This window comes from Pseudoxanthomonas indica (genome assembly GCF_900167565.1).
GTDB classification, from domain to species: domain Bacteria; phylum Pseudomonadota; class Gammaproteobacteria; order Xanthomonadales; family Xanthomonadaceae; genus Pseudoxanthomonas_A; species Pseudoxanthomonas_A indica.
The window spans coordinates 270,045-292,984 of record NZ_FUZV01000002.1 but is presented as its reverse complement, the minus strand read 5'-3'; the positions used below and the strand labels follow the sequence as shown (position 1 = coordinate 292,984).

General features: G+C 65.2%; 22 protein-coding genes. 17 read left to right on the top strand and 5 right to left on the bottom strand.

The window, feature by feature from the left end; all coding sequences use genetic code 11:
* Positions 1 to 57 precede the first annotated feature (57 nt).
* The 4 genes from B5X78_RS11990 (at position 58) to B5X78_RS11975 (ending at position 3,019) form a co-directional block, all read left to right on the top strand.
* Entirely contained in the window at positions 58 to 453 is a 396-nt protein-coding gene (locus B5X78_RS11990) for a DUF4124 domain-containing protein (protein WP_079724773.1), read from the top strand.
* A 6-nt stretch (positions 454 to 459) separates the two neighbouring features.
* Positions 460 to 741, top strand: a complete 282-nt coding sequence (locus B5X78_RS11985; RefSeq protein ID WP_079724772.1) for a DUF4124 domain-containing protein — start codon at positions 460 to 462, stop codon at positions 739 to 741.
* Between the two features lie 69 nt (positions 742 to 810).
* Positions 811 to 2,505: a proline--tRNA ligase gene (locus tag B5X78_RS11980; RefSeq protein ID WP_079724771.1), complete on the top strand. Its 1,695-nt coding sequence runs from the start codon at positions 811 to 813 to the stop codon at positions 2,503 to 2,505.
* Positions 2,506 to 2,644: 139 nt separating this feature from the next.
* The gene (locus B5X78_RS11975) at positions 2,645 to 3,019 is read left to right on the top strand and encodes an H-NS histone family protein (RefSeq protein WP_079724770.1); all 375 of its coding nucleotides are present in this window, start codon (positions 2,645 to 2,647) and stop codon (positions 3,017 to 3,019) included.
* A gap of 95 nt (positions 3,020 to 3,114) precedes the next feature.
* Here the strand turns inward: B5X78_RS11975 and B5X78_RS11970 are convergent, their stop codons facing one another.
* A complete protein-coding gene (locus B5X78_RS11970) occupies positions 3,115 to 4,362 on the bottom strand; it encodes a threonine/serine exporter family protein (RefSeq protein ID WP_079724769.1) in 1,248 nt (415 codons plus the stop codon).
* A gap of 95 nt (positions 4,363 to 4,457) precedes the next feature.
* Between B5X78_RS11970 and B5X78_RS11965 the strand changes: the two genes are divergently transcribed.
* The 5 genes from B5X78_RS11965 to B5X78_RS11945 are packed head-to-tail and all read left to right on the top strand — an operon-like array spanning position 4,458 to position 8,870.
* Positions 4,458 to 5,348 (top strand): DMT family transporter, encoded by an 891-nt coding sequence (locus B5X78_RS11965; protein WP_079724768.1) that lies wholly within the window; start codon positions 4,458 to 4,460, stop codon positions 5,346 to 5,348.
* A complete protein-coding gene (locus B5X78_RS11960; RefSeq protein WP_079724767.1) occupies positions 5,345 to 6,460 on the top strand; it encodes an ABC transporter permease in 1,116 nt (371 codons plus the stop codon). Before B5X78_RS11965 ends, B5X78_RS11960 begins: the two co-directional genes overlap by 4 nt.
* 2 nt (positions 6,461 to 6,462) lie before the next feature.
* Positions 6,463 to 7,302, top strand: a complete 840-nt coding sequence (locus tag B5X78_RS11955) for an ABC transporter ATP-binding protein (protein ID WP_079724766.1) — start codon at positions 6,463 to 6,465, stop codon at positions 7,300 to 7,302.
* Positions 7,303 to 7,305: 3 nt separating this feature from the next.
* Entirely contained in the window at positions 7,306 to 8,232 is a 927-nt protein-coding gene (locus B5X78_RS11950; protein ID WP_079724765.1) for an MlaD family protein, read from the top strand.
* Entirely contained in the window at positions 8,229 to 8,870 is a 642-nt protein-coding gene (locus B5X78_RS11945) for an ABC-type transport auxiliary lipoprotein family protein (protein ID WP_079724764.1), read from the top strand. Before B5X78_RS11950 ends, B5X78_RS11945 begins: the two co-directional genes overlap by 4 nt.
* A gap of 7 nt (positions 8,871 to 8,877) precedes the next feature.
* Here the strand turns inward: B5X78_RS11945 and B5X78_RS11940 are convergent, their stop codons facing one another.
* A complete protein-coding gene (locus B5X78_RS11940) occupies positions 8,878 to 9,489 on the bottom strand; it encodes an alpha-ketoglutarate-dependent dioxygenase AlkB family protein (protein WP_079724763.1) in 612 nt (203 codons plus the stop codon).
* Between the two features lie 80 nt (positions 9,490 to 9,569).
* Here B5X78_RS11940 and B5X78_RS11935 point away from each other — a divergent pair, with 80 nt between their 5' ends.
* The 5 genes from B5X78_RS11935 to B5X78_RS11915 are packed head-to-tail and all read left to right on the top strand — an operon-like array spanning position 9,570 to position 16,118.
* Entirely contained in the window at positions 9,570 to 11,180 is a 1,611-nt protein-coding gene (locus tag B5X78_RS11935; protein WP_079724762.1) for an electron transfer flavoprotein-ubiquinone oxidoreductase, read from the top strand.
* Between the two features lie 41 nt (positions 11,181 to 11,221).
* Complete coding sequence (locus tag B5X78_RS11930) at positions 11,222 to 13,255, top strand: glycoside hydrolase family 99-like domain-containing protein (RefSeq protein ID WP_079726155.1); 2,034 nt, start codon at positions 11,222 to 11,224, stop codon at positions 13,253 to 13,255.
* On the top strand, positions 13,227 to 14,462 hold the full coding sequence (locus tag B5X78_RS11925; protein ID WP_079724761.1) for a glycosyltransferase family 4 protein: 1,236 nt from the start codon (positions 13,227 to 13,229) through the stop codon (positions 14,460 to 14,462). The genes B5X78_RS11930 and B5X78_RS11925 overlap by 29 nt, the downstream gene beginning before the upstream one ends.
* Positions 14,455 to 15,189, top strand: coding sequence for a class I SAM-dependent methyltransferase (locus B5X78_RS11920; RefSeq protein ID WP_079724760.1), 735 nt, complete (start codon positions 14,455 to 14,457; stop codon positions 15,187 to 15,189). The genes B5X78_RS11925 and B5X78_RS11920 overlap by 8 nt, the downstream gene beginning before the upstream one ends.
* Entirely contained in the window at positions 15,186 to 16,118 is a 933-nt protein-coding gene (locus tag B5X78_RS11915) for a lysylphosphatidylglycerol synthase domain-containing protein (RefSeq protein ID WP_079724759.1), read from the top strand. Before B5X78_RS11920 ends, B5X78_RS11915 begins: the two co-directional genes overlap by 4 nt.
* A gap of 116 nt (positions 16,119 to 16,234) precedes the next feature.
* Here the strand turns inward: B5X78_RS11915 and B5X78_RS11910 are convergent, their stop codons facing one another.
* The 3 genes from B5X78_RS11910 to B5X78_RS11900 form a co-directional block, all read right to left on the bottom strand.
* Entirely contained in the window at positions 16,235 to 18,523 is a 2,289-nt protein-coding gene (locus B5X78_RS11910) for a reprolysin-like metallopeptidase (protein WP_079724758.1), read from the bottom strand.
* 140 nt (positions 18,524 to 18,663) lie between these two features.
* A complete protein-coding gene (locus B5X78_RS11905; protein ID WP_079724757.1) occupies positions 18,664 to 19,293 on the bottom strand; it encodes a CoA transferase subunit B in 630 nt (209 codons plus the stop codon).
* On the bottom strand, positions 19,293 to 20,036 hold the full coding sequence (locus B5X78_RS11900; protein WP_079724756.1) for a CoA transferase subunit A: 744 nt from the start codon (positions 20,034 to 20,036) through the stop codon (positions 19,293 to 19,295). The genes B5X78_RS11905 and B5X78_RS11900 overlap by 1 nt, the downstream gene beginning before the upstream one ends.
* Before the next feature lie 109 nt (positions 20,037 to 20,145).
* On the opposite strand from B5X78_RS11900, the gene B5X78_RS11895 reads away from it, so the two are divergent.
* From B5X78_RS11895 to B5X78_RS11885, 3 genes are all read left to right on the top strand, one after another.
* Entirely contained in the window at positions 20,146 to 21,078 is a 933-nt protein-coding gene (locus tag B5X78_RS11895) for an ATP-grasp domain-containing protein (RefSeq protein ID WP_079724755.1), read from the top strand.
* Between the two features lie 85 nt (positions 21,079 to 21,163).
* Complete coding sequence (locus B5X78_RS11890) at positions 21,164 to 21,910, top strand: electron transfer flavoprotein subunit beta/FixA family protein (protein WP_079724754.1); 747 nt, start codon at positions 21,164 to 21,166, stop codon at positions 21,908 to 21,910.
* A 58-nt stretch (positions 21,911 to 21,968) separates the two neighbouring features.
* The gene (locus B5X78_RS11885; RefSeq protein WP_079724753.1) at positions 21,969 to 22,913 is read left to right on the top strand and encodes an electron transfer flavoprotein subunit alpha/FixB family protein; all 945 of its coding nucleotides are present in this window, start codon (positions 21,969 to 21,971) and stop codon (positions 22,911 to 22,913) included.
* Positions 22,914 to 22,940 lie beyond the last annotated feature (27 nt).

The window sequence follows — 22,940 nt, the reverse complement described above, 5'->3', positions numbered from 1 at the left end:
AACCCTGCTGGCGGGATGCTGGAATCGCAATCTCGCTTATCTGCCAGGGGAACGACCATGCGGGCCACTTTCCGATCGCTCTCGGCCGCTGTCGTCCTGGGCAGCCTGCTGGCGGCAGCGAGCCTGGCCGCCCAGGCCGCCCCGGTATACCAGTGGAAGGATGCCAACGGCGTCACCCACTATTCCGACAAGCCGCCCGCTGGCGAGCAATACAAGGATCGTCGCATCGACCCGCGCGGCGAACCGCTGGCGCAGTCCGAGCCGGCCGGCAAGTCGGTGGCCAGCCCGCAGTGCCTGCAGGCACGCAAGAATCTGGAAGTGCTCAGCAGCAGCACGCGCGTGTTGCAAGCCGGCGAAGACGGCAAGCCCGGTGGGCAACCGCTGGACGAACAGCAGCGCGCCAACCAGCGCGCCCTGGCCGAGGCCGCGCAGAAGGCCTACTGCACGCCCTGACCGCCGATGCGCGCCGTCTGGGCCATCCTGCTGGGAGCCGCCGCGGGCATTGGCCTGGCGCTATGGCTGGCGAGTGAAGAGCACGCCGACCGCCCGCTGCCGGACCCGCGCGCACCCGGCGCCGCCGACAGCCAGGATGCCGATGCCCTGCCCGGCCTGTACCGCTGGCGCGACGACAAGGGCGTGCTGCAGATCACCGACAAGCCGCCGCGTGGTCGCCCCTATGAACGCGTGGATCGGCAGGGTGACCCGGCCATCGCCGTGGATGGCCAGCGCCAGGGCGACTGAGCGCCCATCGGGCGGTCCCCGGCCAAGGCTGGCAGAATACGGTGTTCATCCCCTGCCAAGTCCCCTTCAATGCGTCTTTCGCAATTCCACCTCCGTACCACCAAGGAAACTCCGGCCGATGCCGAGCTGGTGAGCCACCAGTTGATGATGCGTGCCGGCATGATCCGCAAGCTGGCCGCCGGCCTGTACACCTGGTCGCCGCTGGGCCTGCGCGTGCTGCGCAAGGTGGAGTCGGTGGTGCGCGAAGAAATGAACGCTGCCGGCGCCATCGAACTGCTGATGCCGACCATCCAGCCGGCCGAACTGTGGCGCGAGACCGGCCGCTGGGAAAAATTCGGCGACCAGCTGCTCAAGATCACCGACCGCAAGGAAGCCCAGTACTGCTACAGCCCCACCGCAGAAGAAGCCGTAACCGACTTCGCGCGCCAGGAGCTCAACAGCTACAAGCAGTTGCCGGTCAACTACTACCAGATCCAGACCAAGTTCCGCGACGAAATCCGCCCGCGCTTCGGAGTGATGCGCGCGCGCGAGTTCCTGATGAAGGATGCCTACTCCTTCCACATCAGTGACGAGGATCTGGTGCGCGAGTACCACAACATGCATGCGGCCTACACGCGCATCTTCACCCGCCTGGGCCTGGAGTTCCGCGCGGTGCAGGCCGACAGCGGTGCGATCGGCGGCGACGCCTCGCAGGAATTCCATGTGCTCGCCGAATCAGGCGAAGACGCCATCGCCTTCTCCACCGGCTCGGACTATGCCGCCAACGTGGAAGCGGCGGTGGCCGCCGCACCGGCGCCGCGTGCGGCCGCAACCGAAGCACTGCGCAAGGTCGACACGCCGACGCAGAAGACCTGCGAAGACGTGGCGGCGTTGATGGGCATTGCGCTGCAACGCACGGTCAAGTCGATCGCGGTGATGACCGAGGGTGGCTTCGTGCTGGCGCTGGTGCGCGGCGATCACGTAGTCAACGAAATCAAGCTGGCCAAGGTGCCGGGCCTGGCGGGTTATCGCCTGGCGAGCGAAGCGGAAATCAGCCAGCACCTGGGCAGCGAACCGGGCTTCCTCGGACCGCTGCGGCCGCGCGAAGCCATCCGCGTGGTGGCGGATCGCGACGTGGCCGCGATGGCCGACTTCGTGGTCGGCGCCAACGAGGTCGGCTATCACCTGGCCGGCGTCAATTGGGGTCGCGATCTGGAAGAGCCCGAGACCGTGGCCGACATCCGCAACGTGGTGGAAGGCGAAGCCGCCGCTGACGGTGGTGTGATTCGCATTGGTCGCGGCATCGAAGTGGGCCATGTGTTCCAGCTCGGCCGCAAGTACAGCGAGGCCATGCAGTTCAGCGTGCTCGATGAAAACGGCAAGGCCAGCGTGCCGGCGATGGGTTGCTACGGCATCGGCGTGTCGCGCATCGTCGCCGCGGCCATTGAACAGAACAACGATGCCAACGGCATCATCTGGCCGGTGCCGATGGCGCCGTGGACCGTGGCTGTGTGCGTGATCAATCCCAAGAACGATGCCCAGGTGGCGCAGGCCGCCGCCGATCTGTTGGCGGAGCTGCGTGCTGCCGGTGTGGACGCGGTGCTGGATGATCGTGGACTGCGCCCGGGTGCGATGTTCGCCGACATCGAATTGATCGGCATCCCGCATCGTGTGGTGGTCTCCGAACGCGGACTGGCGGCGGGCACGTACGAATACCGCGCGCGACGCGCCAGCGAAGCGGAAAACCTGGACAAGGCCACGTTGCTCGCACGCATCTCCGCGTGACTCGAATAACGTTATAGCTGTTACTCGTCGGGCGGGTCCGCAATGGCCCGCCCGATTTGTTTCCCTATGCCGAATCCATGTCCTAAGATGGGGTCGCCGCCATGGATTGGTGCCACCTACCCATCCACCGGAGAATTTGATGTCGATTGATTTGCGAGGCCTGTCGGCCAAAGAGCTGGGCGCCCTGATTGATCAGGCGCGCAAGCAGCAGACCAAGCTGGCCAAGCGCACGCCCATTGCCACTGTCCGCAGCAAGATCACCAAGTTCGCCCAGGCCGAAGGCTATACGTTGGAGGAACTTTTCGGCGGCGTGAAGAGTGCTCCGTCACGTGGCAAAACCGCAGCCGCACCGTCCTCGCGCGCAGGTCGCAAGTTGGGCAAGGTAGCGCCCAAATACCGCAATCCCGCCAATCCCAAGGAAACCTGGACCGGCCGTGGCAAGCAGCCGCGCTGGATGGCGGCGCTGACCGCGAAGGGCAAGAAGGTCGAGGATTTCCTGATCAAGAAGAAATAAGTGTGCTTGCCCGCCACATCGGGCAAGTGATCACGCAAACACGAAAAAGCCGCCTGCGAGGCGGCTTTTTCCTGTGTCGATGCCGGCGCTTGGCTTCAGAGGTTCTTGCGCGCCGACACCACCAGATTGCCGAACAGCAATCCGGCAATCAGCGCCATCACGATGTTGGTGACACCGAGCAGAGCGGACTGACCCACGCCCACATCCTGCTGCTGTACCAGGTTCATCAGGCCGCGCAGGCTGGCGCTGCCGGGCACCAGCATCAGGATGCCCGGCACGCGAATCAGTGCACCCGGGCGATTGGCCCAGCGCGCGAAGGCGTTGCCGGCCGCGGTGAGCACCAGCGCCGACAGGAAGATGCCGACCGGAGCGCCCCAGGCTTGCCCGGCATAGCGGGAGATGCTGTAGCCGCCTATCGCGGCCGCCATGACCCACACATAGTCACGCCGATGGGCCTTGAACAGCACGGCAAAGGCATAGGCGGCCACCACCATCGCGCACCACTCCACCCATTCGGGTTGCGGACGCAACGCGCGCACTTCCGGGTACAGGCCCAGCAGTTGCGCCAGCGTGATCGCAATCAGGCTGCCCACGGTGAGCTTGAGGATGGTCGCCATCGCGCCGGCGAAACGCGCCACGCCTGAGACCAGATGCTGGCTGGTGAGCTCGTTGACCGCGTTGGTCAACGACATGCCGGGCAGCAGCACGATCAGCGAAGCGATGATCACCGTGTTGAGGTTCAGCGGCGCCACGAAGTTGGCCACCAGCACCGCGACAAAGCCGGCCATGAAGGCCGACACGGCATCGGCGGCTTCCTTCATCTGCGGTCGCCGCTCCAGCAGATGGTTGAACACGCCAATCAGCACGCCAATCAAGGTGGCGGCGCCAATGTCCACCCACGGCAGCCGCCACAGCCCGGCCACCGCGCCGGATGCCAGCCCGGAGGCCAGCACCTGCATCACCCGCCAACTCCGGCTGGGCTTGCGATCCAGCGAGCGCAGGGCGGTGTGGCCTTCGGCCACGCTCAGGTGGCCGGCCATCACGTCCTCGGCGATCCGATCCGCCTGGCTGAGTTTGTTCAGATCGGTTTCGCCCGGCGCCAGCCGGATCACGCGCGTGGTGTCGCTCGCGCCCAGGGGACGCGTGGGATCATTGAAGCTCAGGATCAAGCCGGTGGGATTGGACCAGGGTTCGCAGTCCAGCCCCAGACGCTGCGCCACCGCCGCCACCGCGGCCTCCAGTCGCTGCGCCGTGGTTCCATAACTGTGCAAGCGACTGGCGATCTCGCAGACGAAGGCGATGCGTTGCGCGTAGGTGGCGGACGTGGTCGAAGGTTCGGACATGGCTCGGAAGGGATCGGACGGCACCGGCTGAAAGACCAGGATCGCTGTGCGTAAACTTTCGCAACGGCAAGCCAGCATAAAGGTGAATCTTGAACATGGGTATCGGCGAAGCCCTGGCCTTGGCCAGCGCGGCCACCTGGGCGGTGGGCGTGATCCTGGCGCGCCAACTCGGCTCGACCCTGCCGCCGCTGGCCTTGAACCTGCTCAAGAACGGCCTGGTGCTGAGCGTACTGGCGCCCATCGCGCTATGGCTGTATGCCGGCCAGTGGCCGCAATTGCCGACGGCGGATTTGCTGCTGGTCCTGCTCAGTGGCGTGCTGGGCATCGCAATTGCCGACACCTTGTACTTCCGCGCCCTCAACGAATTGGGCGCCGGCCGCATGGGCATCATCGGCAACCTCTACAGCCCGCTGGTGCTGCTGATGGGCTATGTCTGGCTGCAGGAGCGGCTGGGCGTACAGCAATGGCTGGGATTCGGCCTGGTGGCATTGGGCGTGTTGCTGGTGACCCGACCTTCGGCCAACGGCGAGCGGACGTCAGGCCACACCTTGCGCGGTGTGTTGATTGGGATGACCGCGATCGCACTGATGGCGGTAGCCGTGGTGATGGTGAAGCGCGTGCTGGAGCAACAGCCGTTGCTGTGGGTGACCCTGCTGCGGCTGCTTGGCGCAGTGGTGGGGCTGGCGGCCATCGCGTGGCTGCCGGCGATGCGTCGTTGGGTTGCCTTTTCGCCGCGGAACGTAGCGTGGCCGCGGCTCGTGGCGGCGGCTCTGGTGGGCCAGGGCCTGTCGATGCTGTGCTGGTTGGGGGGGTACAAATACACCAGCGCGTCGGTGGCGGCGGTACTCAATGAGTCGGCTTCAGTGTTCCTGGTGGTGCTGGCCGCGGTGTGGTTGCGCGAGCCTCTGGGGCGGCGTGGGGTTGTCGGCGTAGCCCTCACGTTCGGCGGCATAGCCTGTATGCTCCTTGGCCGAACGAGCCCATGACGCCTACCCCCGCCCGCCCGCTCTGCAAGACCGACTCCGCCGACCCGTCCCGGGTCCGGCTGGAAGGCGACTGGACGCTGATAAATGCGCTGGTGGTGGCCGATCGCCTGCGCGAACTGCCCGAGGACGTGCGCAGCCTGGATGCCACCGGCATCGCCCGCATCGATTCGGCCGGTGTGCTGCAGTTGCTGCGCTATGCCAAGCGGCGCGAGCTGGCTGCCGAAGCGATCCAGTTCCGCAGCGACCACCAGGCCCTGGTCTCCACCATCGAGGACGTGGTCGATGATCGACCGCCGCGCAAGCGCGACTACGGCGTGCTCGCGGCGCTGTCGCGGCTGGGTGAGCGGGTCAGCGAGAACGGCAAGGAAATCGTCTCGCTGTTGAGCTTCACCGGTGAAAACCTGGTCAAGTTGCTGCGCATGATCAAGGAGCCCAAGCGCTTCCGCCTGACCGCCACGGTCTCGCACATGGAAGAAGTGGGCCTGGATGCGGTGCCGCTGGTGGCGTTGTTGTCGTACCTGGTGGGGGCCGTGATCGCCTTTCTGGGCTCGACGATCCTGCGCGATTTCGGCGCCGAGATTTACGTGGTGGAACTGGTCAGCATCGCCTTCCTGCGCGAGTTTGCCGTGCTGTTGACCGCCATCGTGCTGGCCGGGCGCACGGCGTCGGCGTTCACCGCGCAGATTGGCGCAATGAAGAGTCGCGAGGAAATCGACGCCATCCGCACGCTGGGCCTGGACCCGATTGACCTGCTCGTATTGCCGCGCCTGATCGCCTTGCTGCTGATGCTGCCCCTGCTGACCTTCGTCGCAATGATGGCCGGCCTGGCCGGCGGCATCACCGTGGGCGCTTTCGACCTGGGCATCCCGCCGCAGATGTACCTGTCGCGCATGCACGAAACCATCGAGGTGCGGCATTTCCTGGTGGGCCTGTCCAAGGCGCCGGTGTTCGCCATGGTCATCGGCCTGATTGGCTGCCTGGAAGGCCTGCGCGTGGAAGGCACGGCGCAGTCGGTCGGCGAACGCACCACCTCCAGCGTCGTGCAGTCGATCTCGCTGGTGATCATCATCGATGCCATGGCCGCGCTGTGGTTCATGAACATGGATTGGTGAGGATGCAGACCCACGCTCCCCCGCAGGACGTCGCCGAGGGCGACCCCAACGCCGGCGCCGAGGCGATCATCTCGGTGCGTGGCCTGGTCAACCGCTTTGGCGACCAGACGGTGCACGACAATCTCGATCTGGACGTGCGGCGCGGTGAGATCCTCGGCGTGGTGGGCGGTTCGGGCACCGGCAAGTCGGTGTTGATGCGCAGCATCCTGGCCTTGCGCCGTCCACAGGCCGGCACGATTACCGTGCTGGATGCCGATGCGCTGTCCGACGATCCCGCCGCGCGCCTGCACATCGAGCGCAATACCGGCGTGTTGTTCCAGGATGGCGCGCTGTTCTCGTCGCTGACCGTCGGCGAGAACGTGCAGGTTCCACTGAAGGAGCACCACGCCGAATTGCCCGACAGCTGGCGCTACGAACTGGCACTACTCAAGGTCAAACTGGCGGGCCTGCCGGCCGACGCATTGAACAAGTTGCCGGCGCAGTTGTCCGGGGGCATGCGCAAGCGCGCCGGCCTGGCGCGTGCACTGGCGCTGGACCCGCCGCTGCTGTTCCTGGACGAACCCACCGCCGGCCTGGACCCGATTGGCGCGGCCGCTTTCGACCGGCTGATCAAGACCCTGCAGGAAGCGCTGGGCCTGACCGTTTTTCTCATCACCCACGATCTGGACACCTTGTACGCTATCTGTGATCGCGTGGCGGTGCTGGCCGATGGCAAGGTGGTGATCGCCGCGCCGCTGGCGGAAGTGGAACGATTCGAACATCCGTGGGTGCAGGAGTATTTCCACGGACCCCGCGCGCGCGCCGCCCGTTCGGCCGTGCCCGCACAGCAAGAGGCAGACTGAGTCATGGAAACCCGAGCCAATTATGTATTGATCGGCGCCTTCACCTTGGTGGTGGCGTTCGCCCTGCTGCTGTTCGGCCTGTGGGCGGCCAAGTACTCCTCGGAGCGCACCTGGCAGGAATACCAGATCGTCTTCCGCGAAGCGGTGACCGGCCTGTCGGTCGGCAGCCCGGTGCAGTACAACGGCATCGCGGTCGGTTCGATCACCAAGCTGTCGCTGGCGCCCAACGATCCACGCCAGGTGGTGGCCCAGATCCGCGTGGAGTCCTCCACGCCCATCAAGACCGACACCCGCGCCAAGCTGGCGATCACCAGCCTGACCGGCCCGACCATCATCCAGCTCAGTGGCGGCACGCCGCAGGCGCCGGCGCTGACCTCGGTCGACAAGCGCGAAGCCCCGGTCATCCAGACCGCACCTTCTGCACTGCAGAACATCACCGACACCGCCAGCCGCATCGTCGAGCGGCTGGATCAGGTGTTGAGCGACAAGAACGTGGCGAGCATCGCCCGCACACTGGACAACCTGGAATCGATCAGTGGTTCGCTGGCCAGCCGCGATGAAGGCCTGCAGACGCTGATCGTCAGCGCCCGCGATGCCGCGCGCAAACTCGACACCACCCTCACCACCACCAACGGCACGATTGAGCGGATCGATCAGAACCTGGTGCGCGAACTGCCGCCGCTGTTGGAAAAGCTCGACGCCACGCTGTCCAAGCTGGATTCGGCGGCCGGCAATGCCGACGCGATCCTCGGCGAGAACCGCGCGGCCATCAACAGTTTCGCCACCGACGGCCTGGGGCAGTTGGGCCCGACTCTGACCGAACTGCGCGGACTGGTTCGCGATCTGCGCCGGGTCAGTGACCGTCTGGAAGGCAACCCCGCCCGCTACCTGCTGGGCCGTGACGCACCCAAGGAGTTTGAACCCAAATGAAGGCGCTGCGACCCCTGAGCTTTGCACTGTCGGCGCTGCTGCTGGCCGGCTGTTCGATCCTGGACAGCAAGCAGACCGATCCCGTCACGATCTACTCGCCGCAGATCAGGGTGGCGCCGGACGACAACTGGCCCACCGTGGCCTGGTCGCTGGTGATCGCCAAGCCGACTGCCGCGCGCGTGGTCGACAGCCCACGCATTTCGGTACGGCCTGCGCCGGGCGAACTGCAGGTCTACAAGGGCGCCGCCTGGGCGCAACCGGCCACAGATTTGCTGCAGGATGCGGTGCAACGCGTGCTTGAAGATTCCGGACGCATTGCTGCCGTGTCCAGCTCCGATGCCGGCATCCTGGGCGACTACCGCCTGGTGATGGACGTGCGCCGGTTCGAGTCCGATTACGCCAGCCAGAGCGTGCCGGCCGCGACGATCGAGATCAGCGCCAAGCTGGTCCAGCAGCGCAGCCAGCGCGTGGTGGCTTCGCGCACCTTCCTGCAGGCCGAGCCGGCCAGCGGCACCGAGGTCAGCCAGGTGGCCGGCGCGTTCGAGCAATCGCTGACCCGCATCACCCACGACATCGTCGGCTGGTCACTGGTGCAGGGCCAGGCAGACGCCACTCGACCGGCGGCCGTCGTGCGCTGAGCCGCGTTCAATGCGGCCGGATGTGGCGGAAGGTCAGGTTGATGCGCTCGCCGACCGGCCGCGAAGTGCGTGGCAAGGCGTGCCTGTAGTGGCGCTGGGTGTCGCCGGCCATCACCAGCAGGCTGCCGTGGTCCAGCGCCAGCTCGGCCTTCAGCGCCGGATCCCGGCGATGCTTGAGCACGAAGCGGCGCGTGCCGCCCAGGCTGAGTGAGGCTATCACCGGCGCGGGCCCCAGCTCCGGCTCGTCATCGCTATGCCAGCCCATGCTGTCATGGCCATCGCGATAGCGATTGGCCAGCACACTGTTGAATGTCTCACCCAGCTCGGCCTGCAGGCGTTCAGCCAGTTCGCGCAATGCCGGATGCCAGGGACGCGGCCGGAACTCGCTGCCCGAATAGCGGTAGCGGGCCTGCGGATCACCCATCCAGCAGCTCAGGCGCGGCGAGTCCACCTCGCGCCCGAACAGGAGCAGGCGATGGATTTCCCAGGGGATTTCCGTCCGCAAGGCCGTCAGCAGGCGATCCGCCGCGTCCACGGCCAGCCAGCCCGGTCGCCAGATCAAGCGCGCATCCGGCAATGCGAGTTCACTTTCTGCGGACGGAAACAGGGGCAGGCTCATCGGCCTCATGCTGATGGAATTGCCCCTGCTGGCGCAAACCCCGAAAATGGTCCCAGCCAAAACGCCAGAGAGGATTCCGCATGTCCGAGGTTGAACGCGATGTCATGGAGTACGACGTCGTCACCGTCGGTGCCGGTCCCGCGGGCCTGGCCTTCGCCATTCGCCTGAAGCAGCTCAACCCGGAGATTTCGGTCTGCGTGATCGAGAAGGCCAGCACCGTGGGTGCGCAGATCCTGTCCGGCGCGGTGATCGAGCCGGCGCCACTGGATGCGCTGCTGCCGGGCTGGCGCGACGCGCCGCCGCCCATCTGCGTTCCCGCCAAGGACGACGAGTTCTGGTTCTATACCAAGACCGGCGGCTTCAAGTCGCCAATCGTGCCGCCGGGCATGCACAACCATGGCAACTTCATCGTCAGCCTGGGCGCACTCTGCGCCTGGCTGGCGCCGCAGGCCGAGGCGCTGGGCGTGGAGATCTATCCGGGCTTTGCCGCGGCCGAGACCCTGCACGATGACAGCGGCCGCGTAGTTGGCGTGCGCATCGGCGACATGGGCGTGGCCAAGGATGGCGAGCACAAGCCCGGCTACACGCAGGGCATCGACATCCACGCCAAGGTGACGGTGCTCGCCGAAGGTGCGCGCGGCCATCTGACCAAGCGCCTGGTCAAGCAGTTCGCGCTGGACCGCGACAGCGATCCGCAGGGTTATTCGATTGGCTTGAAGGAACTGTGGCAGGTGCCGGAAGGCCGCGTGACGCCCGGCAAGATCGTGCACACCCTGGGTTGGCCGGCCGATGACAAAATCTACGGCGGCAGCTTCCTGTACCACCTGGACAACAACCAGATTGCACTGGGCTACGTCAGCGGCCTGGATTACCAGGATGCGGAATACAAACCGTGGGAAGCCTTCCAGCAATGGAAGAACCATCCGCTGGTCAAGCCGCTGCTGGAAGGCGGCACCATCCTGTCCGGCGGAGCGCGCGCCATCGTCACCGGCGGCTGGCAATCCCTGCCCAAGGTGGAAATGCCGGGCGCGCTGTTGATCGGCGATACCGCCGGCCTGCTCAACGTGCCCAAGATCAAGGGAACGCACCAGGCGATCCGCAGCGGCATGCTGGCCGCCGAACACCTGGCCGGCAACGCGCTGGAGCCGAGCGGCTTCGATGCCAAGCTGCGCGACTCCGAGGCGATGAAGGAGCTCAAGCAGATCCGCAACATCAAACCCGGCTTCAAGAAGGGCCTGTGGTTTGGCCTGATGAATGCAGCGTGGGAAACGGTGTCGTTCGGCCTGTCGCCGTGGACGCTCAAGAACAAGCCCGACTGGTGCTCGCTGGACCAGATTGGCGCACACGAGGCGCCGCGTCGCGACTACGTCGAGCGCACGTTGGCCCCGCGCGACCGCCTGCAGGCGGTGTACTACGCGGCCACCGAGCATGACGAAGACCAGCCGGTGCACTTGAAGGTGGCCGACACCTCCATCTGCATCGAACGCTGCACGGTGGAGTACGACAATCCCTGCACGCGCTTCTGCCCGGCCGGAGTTTACGAAATCGTCGATGACGGGGCCGGCAAGCGTCTGCAGATCAACGCGGCCAATTGCGTGCATTGCAAGACCTGCGACATCAAGGACCCGTACGAGATCATCACCTGGGTCACGCCGGAAGGCGGTTCCGGCCCCAACTACCAGAACCTTTGAGCAACGTGGCGTCCCGCTCACCCACGCCGCTGCGCAACGCAATGTTCTACGCGCTGCGCTGGGCATTCCGGATCACGCCGATGTCGCTGGCCACGCGGGATCGCCTGCGCCAGCGGTTTCTGGATCGGCATGCGGATCTGGTGCCGGTGGGGCCGCGCGGTGTGCTGGCCGAGCATGCATCGAATCGCCGCGTACGCGCCGACGAACGCGCGTTGGGCTATGTCGAGTACCGGAAAGAGCCGCTCATCGACCCGCTGCCCGCCACCCTGGTGGCCTTCTACTTGCCGCAATTCCACGCCATCCCCGAAAACGATGCCTGGTGGGGCAAGGGTTTCACCGAGTGGCGCAATGTCACCCGCGCGCTGCCGCAGTTCGAAGGGCATGTGCAGCCGAAGCTGCCTGGCGATCTCGGTTTCTACGATCTGCGCAATCCCGAGGTGATGCGCGAACAGGCACGGCTGGCACGCGAGTACGGGATCGGTGCGTTCTGCTTCTACTTCTACTGGTTTGGCGGCAAGACCCTGCTCGAAGCGCCACTTCGCAACTGGTTGGCGGATCCCTCGATCGATCTGCCGTTCTGCCTGTGCTGGGCCAACGAGAAGTGGTCGCGCACGTGGGATGGACGCGGTAACGAAATCCTGATCGATCAGCAACACAGTGCGGCCGATGATCTGGCCTTCATCGCCTACATCGCCGATTACCTGCGCGACCCGCGCTACCTGCGCGTGGACGGCAAGCCGGTGTTGCTGGTGTACCGACCCGGCCTGTTTCCGGAGATGGCGGCCACTGCGGAGCGCTGGCGCGGATGGTGTCGCGACAACGGCATTGGCGAGATTCATCTGGCCTACGTGCAGAGCTTCGAGCGCCCCGTGCCGGCCGATATCGGCTTTGACGCGGCGGTGGAGTTTCCGCCGAACCTGGGCACGCCCCAGCATGCCGATCCGCAGCCTGCTTTGCTCACTGCCGGCTACGCGGGCCAGGTGCTGGATTGGCGTTCCATGTCCGCGCAATTCCAGCAGCGTGCCGCGGAATCCGGTTATCGCGTGTATCGAGGCGTGAACCCGGGCTGGGACAACGAAGCTCGGCGTTCCGGTCGTGGACGCAGTTTTGTCCATGATTCACCGCGCGCGTACCGCGACTGGCTGCGAAGCGTGCTGGAACTGACCCCGACTCACGCGCAGCCTGCTTCCGCGCTGGTCTTCATCAACGCCTGGAACGAATGGGCCGAGGGCGCGGTCCTCGAGCCGACCGCCACCCTGGGCCATGCCTATCTCCAGGCCACGCGCGATGCCCTGTCCCGACCTGCCGTGCCCGTCGGCGGCCTGGCTTGCATCATCCACGCCTGGTATCCGGAGCTGTTGGCGCCGCTCCTGCGGTCGACCGCCGAGCATCTGCCCCAGGCTCGCCTGATCGTCACGACCGCACCCGAAGTCGCAGAGCAGGTGCGCGCCATCGTCGAGCGCACTTGCCCATATGCCGAGGTGCGCTGTTGCGAAAATCGAGGCCGCGACATCCTGCCCTTCCTGCGTGTGGCACAAGACCTGATGGACGAAGGGATCGAATTGGTCCTGAAACTGCACACCAAGCGTTCCGTGCACCGTGCCGACGGAGAGCAATGGCGGCGCGAGCTGGTCGACGATCTGCTTGCCCCTGAAGCGGTCCAAGCGGTGCTTGCCGCGTTCAAGGCGAAAGATGATCTGGGCGTCATAGGCCCGGAAGGGCATCTGCTGCGCCACGCGGACTACCTGGGCGCCAATGCGGCGAGCGTGGCACGCTTGAACACGCTGATGGGAGTGCCGCCTGCCGGGCCTGACCAGGTCTTTGTCGCTGGCAGCATGTTCTGGGTCCGGCTGCGTGCACTGCGGCCGTTGCTGGATGCCTGTCTGTTTGCCTCCGACTTCGAGGACGAGGCGGGACAGGTGGACGGCACGCTGGCGCATGCCGTCGAACGCGAGTTTGGCCATTGCGTGCAGGTCGCGGGCTTTCGCGTGCACAGCATGGCCTTCGTCCGGAGCGGGATCGAGCCGGCCATCCACCACTATCCCTATGCCCGGCCTACGAGGAACGGCGGCTGAGAGGCTAGAATCCCGTCATGCGCAGCGACCAGCACGAAGCATGAATCCAGAGGAAAACCCATCGGCACCCGCTGACATCGTGGTCGTGGGCCCGATCCTGCCTTTTCGCGGCGGGATATCCCAATACAACGAACTGCTGTACGGCAGCATGAAAAAACTGGGCTTGCCGAACCGTTTCATTTCCTTCTCGCGTCAATACCCCGCGCTGTTGTATCCCGGCAAGAGTGACAAGGATCCTTCGAAGTTGGGTCAATCGCTGCCTGGCGTGCGGTATGACATCGATTCGTTGAATCCCCTGACCTGGTGGCGCAGCGCACGGCGAATTGCGGCGACCCGACCCGCCTTGGTCGCCTTCCACTGGTGGACGATCTTCTGGGCCCCGTGTTTCATTGCGATGTGCTACCTGTTGCGGAGACGTCGCGTGCGTGTCGCGTTCATCGTCCACAACCTCGAAGATCATGACGCCGGTCGGCTGAAGTCGGTGCTGTCGCGGCGCTTGCTGGGCATGGCCGACGGCTTTCTCACCCACTCGCAATCGCAGAAGGCGGCGCTGGAAGCGTTGTTCCCCGGCAAGCCGGTTCTCTGTCATCCCATTCCCAGCTACGGACACTACCCGGCGCCCACCGGCTCCCTACCGAAACGCGGGCGCCTGGAACTGCTGTTCTTCGGCTTCATCAGACCCTACAAGGGATTGGACCTGCTGATGGAAGCCTTGGAGAGGCTGCAGGATTCGTCGGTCTACCTGACTGTGGTGGGCGAACCATGGGGCGACATGGAGGCCATCCAGCAAGCTGCGGCGCGCTTGGGCGACCGGGTCGAACTGCACCTCGAGTACAAGGGAGACGAGGAAGTCGCCGATTATTTCGAGCGCGCGGACTTCGTGATCCTGCCGTACCGTCATGCCACCGGCAGCGCAGTGGCGTCTGTCGCGCATCATTACCAAAAACCGTTGCTGGCGACGAACGTCGGAGGCCTTCCCGACGTAGTGGAACACGACGTCACGGGCATGCTGTTTCCGCCCAACGACGTTGCGGCGTTGACGCAGGTGATGGCCGATGCACGTCGCGAACAGGCGGAACGCCTGTCGGCCAACGTCAAGGCACAGAGTCGGCAATGGACCTGGGATACGCTCGCCCGGCAACTTCACCGATTGACCGCAGGGCCCGACGCCTCGCCGCGCCAGAGCAAGGACGCCCACCATGGCTGAGCCGGATCGCCAGGCACACGCAATCCTCGAGCGCGACAGCCGCATCAGCAAGGCCGACAAGATCGTGGCTCTGCTACCGGACCTGGACCTTGCAAGTTGTCGCCGCATCCTCGAAATCGGTTGTGGTTCCGGCGTCATTTCCAGTCGACTGGCCGAGGTCGCGCCGAATGCGGAAGTGCATGCCGTCGACGTGAAGGACAACCGCATCGAGTTTGCCGGCTATCACTTCTCGATTGTGGAAGGGACGCACCTGCCCTTCCCGGATCACCATTTCGATCTGGTCATTTCGAACCATGTCATCGAACACGTAGGCAACCACGAGGCACAACTTGAACACTTGCGCGAAATCGCGCGCGTATTGTTGCCTGCGGGTGTCGGCTACCTCGCCGTCCCCAACAAGTGGCGCCTGGTCGAGCCGCATTACCGCTTGCCCTTGCTGAGCTGGTTGCCGCAGTCGATCGCCGACGCGTGGGTCCGTCGTACGCGACGCGGCCAATACTACGATTGCGTTCCGCTGAGCGCACGTTCTGCCGAGCGCCTGTTTGACGAAGGTCACCTGCTGCACCAGGACATCACGATCCCGGCGTTGCGCGCCACCCTGGATATCGAGCATCCCCATTCTCCGGTGACGCCCTGGGTGCGTCGATTCGTCCCCGATGGCCTGTTGAAGCTGACCATGCCGGTGATACCCACGCTCATCTACCGGCTGAAGAGACAGCCCGCATGAAGCGGCTGTACGTCATTGTCGGAGTCATCCTCACCCTGCTGTCCGCGTTCTATTTCGTACAGGCCATCGGCAAGCATTGGGAATCGCTGAAGTCGTTCGAGTTCGGGATGCTCACGCTGCAGGCAATGATTGCGGCGGGCGTGCTCTACGCCACTACCTATCTCGTTTCGGCAGCGACCTGGCAGCGCGCGTTGCGCTTCCTTGGCGCAACCCTGGCCCTGGGTCATTCCGCCGCGATCATCCTGGTATCGCAGTTCGCCAAATACCTGCCCGGAAACGTGGGTCACCACGTCGGCCGAGTGCTGCTGGCGCAACGTGCGGGCCTGCCGGCGCAACTCGTGGTGGGCAGTCTGCTGGTGGATAGCCTGATGGTGGTGCTGGCGGCGCTGCTGTGCAGCCTGCCTTGTTATCCGTTGATATGGGCCTTGGCCAGCCAACGCGTGGCGCTTTCCGGCACATGGCTGCTCGTGATCCTGGGCTGCCTGTTGACCGCGGGCGCCGTCGCATGGCTGACTCGCGCCCACTGGCTGAAAGCGGGCGCGCTGGCCCGCCTGGTTTCGATACTCGCCAATCCAAAGAGCTTTCCGTTGCTTGGCCAGGGCATCGGGCTGTATTGCATCAGCTTCCTGCTGGGTGGCCTGGCTCTGTCCTTGTTGCTCGGTTCGCTGGCCCCCAGCGTGTCGCCGTGGTCCGTCCTGCCAGAGGTCGTGGGTGTCTATGCCGCGGCCTGGCTGTTGGGCTTCCTGATTCCTGGCGCTCCCGCGGGGCTGGGCATCCGCGAGGCGTGCCTGCTCGTGGGACTGGCGCCCATCGCCGGCCACGATGTCGCGCTTCTGGCCGCCGCCTTGTTGCGCGTTACCACCACCCTGATGGATGCGGTGGTGTTTGCGGTTGGCCTGGTGATGATGAAACGCTTGCCGCAAGCCTGAGCATCCTGATCCCGGGGCAAGGCCGCGCACCAAAAGCAGAGGGCCCGCCGATTGGCGGGCCCTCTGGCATTGACATGGCCCATCCTGATCAGGGACTCGGGCTCATCCAGCTTGACTCAGGGCTGGACACTCCAGGCTGTACCACTGACCGCAGGCACGGCCTGCACGGTCGTGGGCAAGCCCGAACGCCAGATCTGATTCTCGCCGGTGCTGCGATTACGCCAGAAGATGTCCCAGGCGCCATCACCATCGAAATCACCGGTCGTTTCAACCGTCCACGCAGTCGCCAGGTTGCTGCTGCGGGAACCGGTAGCAAGACCCTTCAGCCAGATGGAATTGCCGCCTCCGGTATTGCGCCAGAGGATGTCGGACGCGCCGTCACCGTCAAAGTCGCCGATGCCGGCAACCGACCAGTTGGCCGCCACCGAGCTGGAGCGTGCACCCGCGGCCACACCGGAGAACCAGATCGAGTTGTTCAGCGAGGTGGTGTTGCGCCACAGCACGTCGCTGCGCCCGTCGCCGTTGAAATCACCGACGCCGACCACGGACCACACCGTCGCCGTGCTGCTGTTGCTGGCGCCCGTCACGCTGCCGCTCCACCAGATGGAATTCGCGCCGCTGACCGGGTTGCGCCAGAAGATGTCGTCGCGACCATCGCCATTGAAATCGCCAACTCCGGCCACCTGCCAGGGCAGCGCGGTGGAGCTGCTGGTGGCACCGGCAGCGCCGCCGCCCCACCAGATCGAGTTCGAACCGGTGGTGCTCCGCCACAGCAAGTCCGACTTGCCGTCGTTGTTGAAGTCACCACTACCCACGACTCGCCAGTTCGCCGCCGTGGTGGTGGAGTAGGAGCCCGTGGGCGAAGCCGACCACCACAACGAATTGCCGTTGGTCTGCGAATTGCGCCAGAACACGTCCGAGCGACCATCGCCATTGAAATCGTTGCCGAGACCACGATTGAACGGCACCACCGTGGCGCGGAACTGTGCCACCACCGGGAAGGTCTGGTTCAGGCTGCGCGCGTTGTCCGCGGTGGCGGTACCGCATGCACGGCCGTCGCAGAGGGTCAACAGCGGCGAGGAGAAGTACAGCATCGGCGTCTGGTTTTCGTCACCATACGCCATGATGGTGAAGAAATTGCCGTTGGCGCTGTCAGTCTTGTAACCGTACGAATACGGATAGCGACCGATAATGTTGTTCGCATTCGCCACGTTGTGCTGCGAGCCCAGCAGGTGTCCGATTTCGTGGACAAAGCTGGTGGTGGCGCAATAGAAGTTGTCGTCGTTGTCATCGCTGACCACGCCATAGCCCCAGCGCGAATCATTGGCAGGCGTGACCGATGCCTGATTGGCGCCGATCAGCCAGGCAATACCGCAACCCTGATGCTCCGGCTCCTGGAACTTGCGCATCAGCAGCACCACGTCCGCTCCGTAGGTGTCGCGGGCGGTACGCAGAGGGGCAAGCGCCGCCGGGATGGTCACCGGGCTGACACCATTGCTGCCGGTCAGTTCCTGCAGCGCAGTCTGATTGCTGTTGGTCTCGGTGTAAGCCACTTCCATGGCATGGACCAGGCGGATATAACCGTTGACCTTGCTGTTGCGCAGGGCTTCGTTGCCCGTCGCCACCAGCGATGCAATGCGGGTGACGGCGCCTGAGGCGCTGCCGTAGCGAGTGCGGACGGACGGGGTGTAACCGACAGCCACGTCGACCGTGTTGAGGCTGGTCGGCGGCGCATTGGCAGCCACCGCCGGCGCGCTCTGGGCGACCTGCGCGGACGCTGCGATTTGCGCCGTGGCCGCTTCCACGATCGACGAAACCGAGGGAATCGCCACGTCGGTGCGGTCATGCGAGTTGCCGGACTTCAGTTGCGACGGGTCCACCTGCACGGCGAACAGCTGACCATTGCTGGTCTGGATGCTGATCGGGTGACGGCCCTGGCTCTGCGGGATCGAGGCGAACACGGCCTTCTCACCGAAGGTGATGATCGCTTCCTGCATGGGATCGCCGCCTTCGACCTTGCCCACCCAGGTCCAGTTGCCATCGATGGTTTCATCGTGGTGCTCGTACTTGAGCTTGACTTGGCTGCCATCAGGCATGGGCACGGTCATGTGACCGCTGACGACACCCTTGAGCGCGTGGTCTTCACTGATCGCGACCGGGTAATAGGTAAAGGCGCCCTCAACTTTGCTGGGCTTGCCTTTGTTCTGGTACGTCATCAGCGCGCCGCGATCCGGCGCGTTGGCGATCGAGGTCAGGACTGCGCGGCCGGAATGGACGCTCGCCGCGGTGGCGGCAACGCCACTGGCTGACTTGACAGACAGTTGAGCGGCGCCATCGGCGGACTTTTCGCCGCTGCACGCGGCCAACAACATAACTGCGGCGCACGCGCCGAGGCGAAACTTCATGCTTACCCTCAATCTCGGAAAAGCCCCTGAGATCACAAATATAACTCACCTCACACTCTTGGCCACGTGAATCGGTGATTTCGGTCCTTTCCCCCGGAAAGGACCGTACAGCAGGGCTTAAGCCGTAATCGAGCGGTCCGTCAGCTGCGGAATGGGACGCCGGTCTTGCCGGCCAATTCAGCCTCGCTGACCCCCTCCGCCATCTCCACCAACTGCAGCCCTTCCGGGGTCACATCGAACACCGCCAGGTCGGTGATGATTCGGTTCACCACGCCCACGCCAGTGAGCGGCAAGTCACACTTTGGCAGGATTTTGTGGCTGCCATCTTTGGCTACGTGTTCCATCAGGACCACGATGCGCTTGACCCCGGCCACCAGGTCCATGGCCCCGCCCATGCCCTTGACCATCTTGCCCGGGACCATCCAGTTGGCCAGGTCGCCCTGGTCAGTGACCTGCATGGCCCCCAGCACGGCCAGGTCGATATGGCCGCCGCGGATCATCCCGAAGGAGTCGTGGCTGCCGAAATAGCTGGCGCCGGCGCGGGCGGTCACGGTCTGCTTGCCGGCGTTGATCAGGTCGGCGTCAACCTGCTCTTCGGTCGGAAACGGACCGATGCCCAGCAGGCCGTTTTCCGATTGCAGCCAGACGTCGATGCCGTCCGGGATATGGTTGGCGACCAGGGTCGGCAGGCCGATGCCCAGGTTCACATAGGCGCCATCGGTCAGTTCGCGCGCGGCCCGCTGGGCCATTTCGTCACGGGTCCAGGGCATTACTTGTCTCCTTGGGCAACGGTGCGCTGCTCGATGCGCTTTTCGGGACTGGGGTTGTGCACGATGCGATCGACATAGATGCCGGGCAGGTGCACCTGATCCGGATCGATGTCGCCCACCTCCACCACCTGCTCCACTTCGGCCACGCAGATGCGGCCGGCCATCGCGCAGGCGGGATTGAAGTTGCGCGCGGTCTTGCGGAACACCAGATTGCCGGCCTTGTCGGCCTTCCACGCCTTGACCAGCGCCACATCGGCGGTCAGCGCCGTTTCCATCACGTACCAATGCTCGCCGAACTGGCGGGTTTCCTTGCCCTCGGCGACGATGGTGCCGAAGCCGGTACGGGTGAAAAACGCCGGGATGCCGGCGCCGCCCGCACGCAGGCGCTCGGCCAGCGTGCCCTGCGGATTGAATTCCAGTTCCAGTTCGCCGGCCAGGAACTGCCGCTCGAACTCCTTGTTCTCACCCACGTAGGACGAGATCATCTTCTTGATCTGGCGTGTGGCCAGCAGTTGGCCCAGACCGAATCCATCCACGCCGGCATTGTTGGAAATGGCGGTCAGGCCGGTGACGCCACTGTCGCGCAGGGCGGCAATAAGGGCTTCGGGTATGCCACAAAGACCGAATCCGCCCACGGCCAGCGTCTGGCCATCGGCCACGATTCCCTGCAGGGCGGCCTGCGCACTGGGGTACAGCTTCTGCTTGCCCGCGGAACCGCGGGCGGCGACGGCGACATCGACCATGAGGTTGATCCGTTTGGGAATCCTCACATTCTACCGATGCCACCCTTGGGCGACAGGTACTTTCGGGCAATGGCGGATCGCGAAGGCAGGCTGCGCTTAGACTGACGGCATGACCACACTTGCGCTCATCACCGCCATCGCCGCCACGGGACACGACGACGATCTGCCGCCGCTGATCGAGGCCTGCGCGCGCGCCGGCCTGCATACCCGTGCCCTGGCCTGGGACGATGCCTCGGTGGCTTGGCGGCGCGTGGACGCTGCGCTGTTCCGCTGCCCCTGGGACTACACCGAACGCCTGCCCGAATTCCTGGCCTGGTGCGAGCACACTGCCCGCCAAGTGCCGTTGTTCAATCCGCTGGCGGTGATCCGCTGGAACACCGACAAGCACTATTTGCGTGATCTGGCGCAGGCCGGCGTGCCGGTGGTGTCCACGCGCTTCGTCGAGCCGCACGAGGAACCGCTGGAAGCGCTGCAGGTGTTCCTGCAAGAACACGGCGCGGAAGAGTTCGTGGTCAAACCGGCGGTGAGCGCCGGCTCGCGCGACACCCAGCGTTACCGGCGCGAGCAGGAGTTCGCTGCCGGCAACCACATCGCGCGACTGCTCGACGAAAACCGCAGCGTGATGTTGCAGCCGTACCTGCCCGCCGTGGACAGCCGCGGCGAAACCGCCCTGATCTACTTCGACGGCCGATTCAGCCATGCGATCCGCAAGGCGGCACAGCTTGCCCCTGGCGACGCGCAGGCCGCCACGCCCTTTGCCTCCAAGGGCATCAGCGCCACCGACGCCGACGAGGACGAACTGGCCCTGGCCGAACAGATCCTGTCCGCCACCCAGCGGGTGCTGCGGCTGGACGCGCCCCTGCTGTATGCGCGGGTTGACCTGCTGCGCGACCCGCACGGCCAGCCCTGCCTGCTGGAGCTGGAGCTTACCGAGCCCTCTCTTTTCTTCGCCCAGGCCCCCGGGGCGGCCGATCGCCTGGTCCAGGCCGTGCTTGGCAGGTTGCCTCACACTTCCGTACGGGCTCGCACGGACCGGGTCTGACCGCTAAAATCCCGCTTCTGCCCTCGGTCAGCCGCCGCGACCGGGGCCATTCACAGCTGTTGCAGCACTGAGGAAATCCCACAGGATGAAGATTCTCGTCGCCTACAAGCGCGTGGTGGACTACAACGTCCGTATCCAGGTCAAGCCGGATGGTTCGGGCGTGGTCACCGACGGCGTCAAACTCTCGGCCAATCCCTTCGACGAAATCGCGCTGGAAGAAGCCCTGCGCCTGCGCGACAAGGGCGTGGCCAGCGAAGTGGTGGTTGCCACCATCGCACCCGCCGATGCACAGGCGCATCTGCGCAATGGCCTGGCCATGGGCGCCAACCGCGCCATCCACGTGGTCACCGATCAGGCGATCCAGCCGCTGACCGCAGCGCGCACCCTGCTCAAACTGATCGAGAAGGAACAGCCGCAGCTGGTGATCCTGGGCAAGCAGGCGATCGATGACGACGCCAACCAGACCGGCCAGATGCTGGCCACCCTGTGGGGCCGCCCGCAAGCCACCTTCGCCTCCAAGCTGGAAGTGGCCGGCGACAAGGCCACGGTCACCCGCGAAGTGGATGCCGGCCTGGAAACGCTGGAAGTGGATCTGCCCGCCGTGATCACCACCGACCTGCGCTTGAACGAGCCGCGCTTCATCAAGCTGCCCGACATCATGAAGGCCAAGAGCAAGCCGCTCGAGACCCTGCAGCTGGCAGATCTGGGTGTCACCGCCGCCGATACGCTCAGCACCCGCCACTACGCCGCACCTGCCAAGCGCAGCAAGGGCGTGATGGTGAAGGATGCTGCCGAGCTGGTGGCCGCGTTGAAGGCCAAGGGCCTGCTCTGAAGGTCCTTCCTTGAAGGGTGCCCACAGGCGCCCTGACCCACATTCTGGAGATGTAACCATGTCGACCGTACTCGTCGTCGCCGAACACCTGGACGGCAAGCTCAATGCCTCCACCGCCAAGACCGTGAGCGCCACATTGGCGCTGAAACCCGACCGCATCGACATCGTCGTGCTGGCCGCCGAACCGGCCGCCGTGGCCGCTGAAGCCGCCCAGATCGCCGGCGTGGCCAAGGTGCTGACCGTGGCCAACCCCGCCAACGCGCAGCTCATCGCGCAGGTACTGGCGCCGCAGGTTGCCGCACTCGCTGGCGGCTACAGCCACGTGTTCGGTCCGTCCACCACCTTCGGCAAGGATCTGATGCCGTGCGTGGCTGCGCTGCTCGGCGTGGCGCAGGTGTCCGATGTCATGAGCGTGGAATCCAGCCACGTCTTCAAGCGCCCCATCTACGCCGGCAACGCCATCATCACCGTGGAAGCGCCCGCCGATCACACCGTCGTGGCGACGGTGCGCAGCGCGTCCTGGCCCGAAGCCGCCAAGGGCGGCAATGCCGCCGTGGAAGCAGCGACCGTGGAAGCCAGCCTGCCCACGCATACGCGCTACGTGGGCCTGGCGGCGGGCAAGTCCGACCGTCCCGACCTGCAGAGCGCCAAGCGCGTGGTGTCCGGCGGCCGCGGTGTCGGCTCGGCCGAGAACTTCAAGATCATCTATGACTTGGCCGACAAGCTCGGCGCGGGTGTGGGCGCCTCGCGCGCCGCAGTCGATGCCGGCTACGTGCCCAACGAGCTGCAGGTGGGCCAGACCGGCAAGATCATCGCGCCGGAGCTGTATGTGGCAGTCGGCATATCCGGCGCCATCCAGCACCTGACCGGCATCAAGGACGCCGGTACGATTGTCGCAATCAACAAGGACGGCGATGCGCCGATCTTCGAAATCGCCGACATCGGCCTGGTGGGTGATCTGTTCACCCTGTTGCCGGAACTGGAAGCCGCACTCAAGGCCTGAGTCCGCAAGGTCGCACAGCCCGCTTCA

What these genes read in the sequence shown, in the direction of transcription:
- B5X78_RS11990 (WP_079724773.1), top strand. Translation starts at nt 58, where the DNA reads ATGCGGGCCACTTTCCGATCGCTCTCGGCCGCTGTCGTCCTGGGCAGC.
- B5X78_RS11985 (WP_079724772.1), top strand. Translation starts at nt 460, where the DNA reads ATGCGCGCCGTCTGGGCCATCCTGCTGGGAGCCGCCGCGGGCATTGGC.
- B5X78_RS11980 (WP_079724771.1), top strand. Translation starts at nt 811, where the DNA reads ATGCGTCTTTCGCAATTCCACCTCCGTACCACCAAGGAAACTCCGGCC.
- B5X78_RS11975 (WP_079724770.1), top strand. Translation starts at nt 2,645, where the DNA reads ATGTCGATTGATTTGCGAGGCCTGTCGGCCAAAGAGCTGGGCGCCCTG.
- B5X78_RS11970 (WP_079724769.1), bottom strand. Translation starts at nt 4,362, where the DNA reads ATGTCCGAACCTTCGACCACGTCCGCCACCTACGCGCAACGCATCGCC.
- B5X78_RS11965 (WP_079724768.1), top strand. Translation starts at nt 4,458, where the DNA reads ATGGGTATCGGCGAAGCCCTGGCCTTGGCCAGCGCGGCCACCTGGGCG.
- B5X78_RS11960 (WP_079724767.1), top strand. Translation starts at nt 5,345, where the DNA reads ATGACGCCTACCCCCGCCCGCCCGCTCTGCAAGACCGACTCCGCCGAC.
- B5X78_RS11955 (WP_079724766.1), top strand. Translation starts at nt 6,463, where the DNA reads ATGCAGACCCACGCTCCCCCGCAGGACGTCGCCGAGGGCGACCCCAAC.
- B5X78_RS11950 (WP_079724765.1), top strand. Translation starts at nt 7,306, where the DNA reads ATGGAAACCCGAGCCAATTATGTATTGATCGGCGCCTTCACCTTGGTG.
- B5X78_RS11945 (WP_079724764.1), top strand. Translation starts at nt 8,229, where the DNA reads ATGAAGGCGCTGCGACCCCTGAGCTTTGCACTGTCGGCGCTGCTGCTG.
- B5X78_RS11940 (WP_079724763.1), bottom strand. Translation starts at nt 9,489, where the DNA reads ATGAGCCTGCCCCTGTTTCCGTCCGCAGAAAGTGAACTCGCATTGCCG.
- B5X78_RS11935 (WP_079724762.1), top strand. Translation starts at nt 9,570, where the DNA reads ATGTCCGAGGTTGAACGCGATGTCATGGAGTACGACGTCGTCACCGTC.
- B5X78_RS11930 (WP_079726155.1), top strand. Translation starts at nt 11,222, where the DNA reads ATGTTCTACGCGCTGCGCTGGGCATTCCGGATCACGCCGATGTCGCTG.
- B5X78_RS11925 (WP_079724761.1), top strand. Translation starts at nt 13,227, where the DNA reads ATGCCCGGCCTACGAGGAACGGCGGCTGAGAGGCTAGAATCCCGTCAT.
- B5X78_RS11920 (WP_079724760.1), top strand. Translation starts at nt 14,455, where the DNA reads ATGGCTGAGCCGGATCGCCAGGCACACGCAATCCTCGAGCGCGACAGC.
- B5X78_RS11915 (WP_079724759.1), top strand. Translation starts at nt 15,186, where the DNA reads ATGAAGCGGCTGTACGTCATTGTCGGAGTCATCCTCACCCTGCTGTCC.
- B5X78_RS11910 (WP_079724758.1), bottom strand. Translation starts at nt 18,523, where the DNA reads ATGAAGTTTCGCCTCGGCGCGTGCGCCGCAGTTATGTTGTTGGCCGCG.
- B5X78_RS11905 (WP_079724757.1), bottom strand. Translation starts at nt 19,293, where the DNA reads ATGCCCTGGACCCGTGACGAAATGGCCCAGCGGGCCGCGCGCGAACTG.
- B5X78_RS11900 (WP_079724756.1), bottom strand. Translation starts at nt 20,036, where the DNA reads ATGGTCGATGTCGCCGTCGCCGCCCGCGGTTCCGCGGGCAAGCAGAAG.
- B5X78_RS11895 (WP_079724755.1), top strand. Translation starts at nt 20,146, where the DNA reads ATGACCACACTTGCGCTCATCACCGCCATCGCCGCCACGGGACACGAC.
- B5X78_RS11890 (WP_079724754.1), top strand. Translation starts at nt 21,164, where the DNA reads ATGAAGATTCTCGTCGCCTACAAGCGCGTGGTGGACTACAACGTCCGT.
- B5X78_RS11885 (WP_079724753.1), top strand. Translation starts at nt 21,969, where the DNA reads ATGTCGACCGTACTCGTCGTCGCCGAACACCTGGACGGCAAGCTCAAT.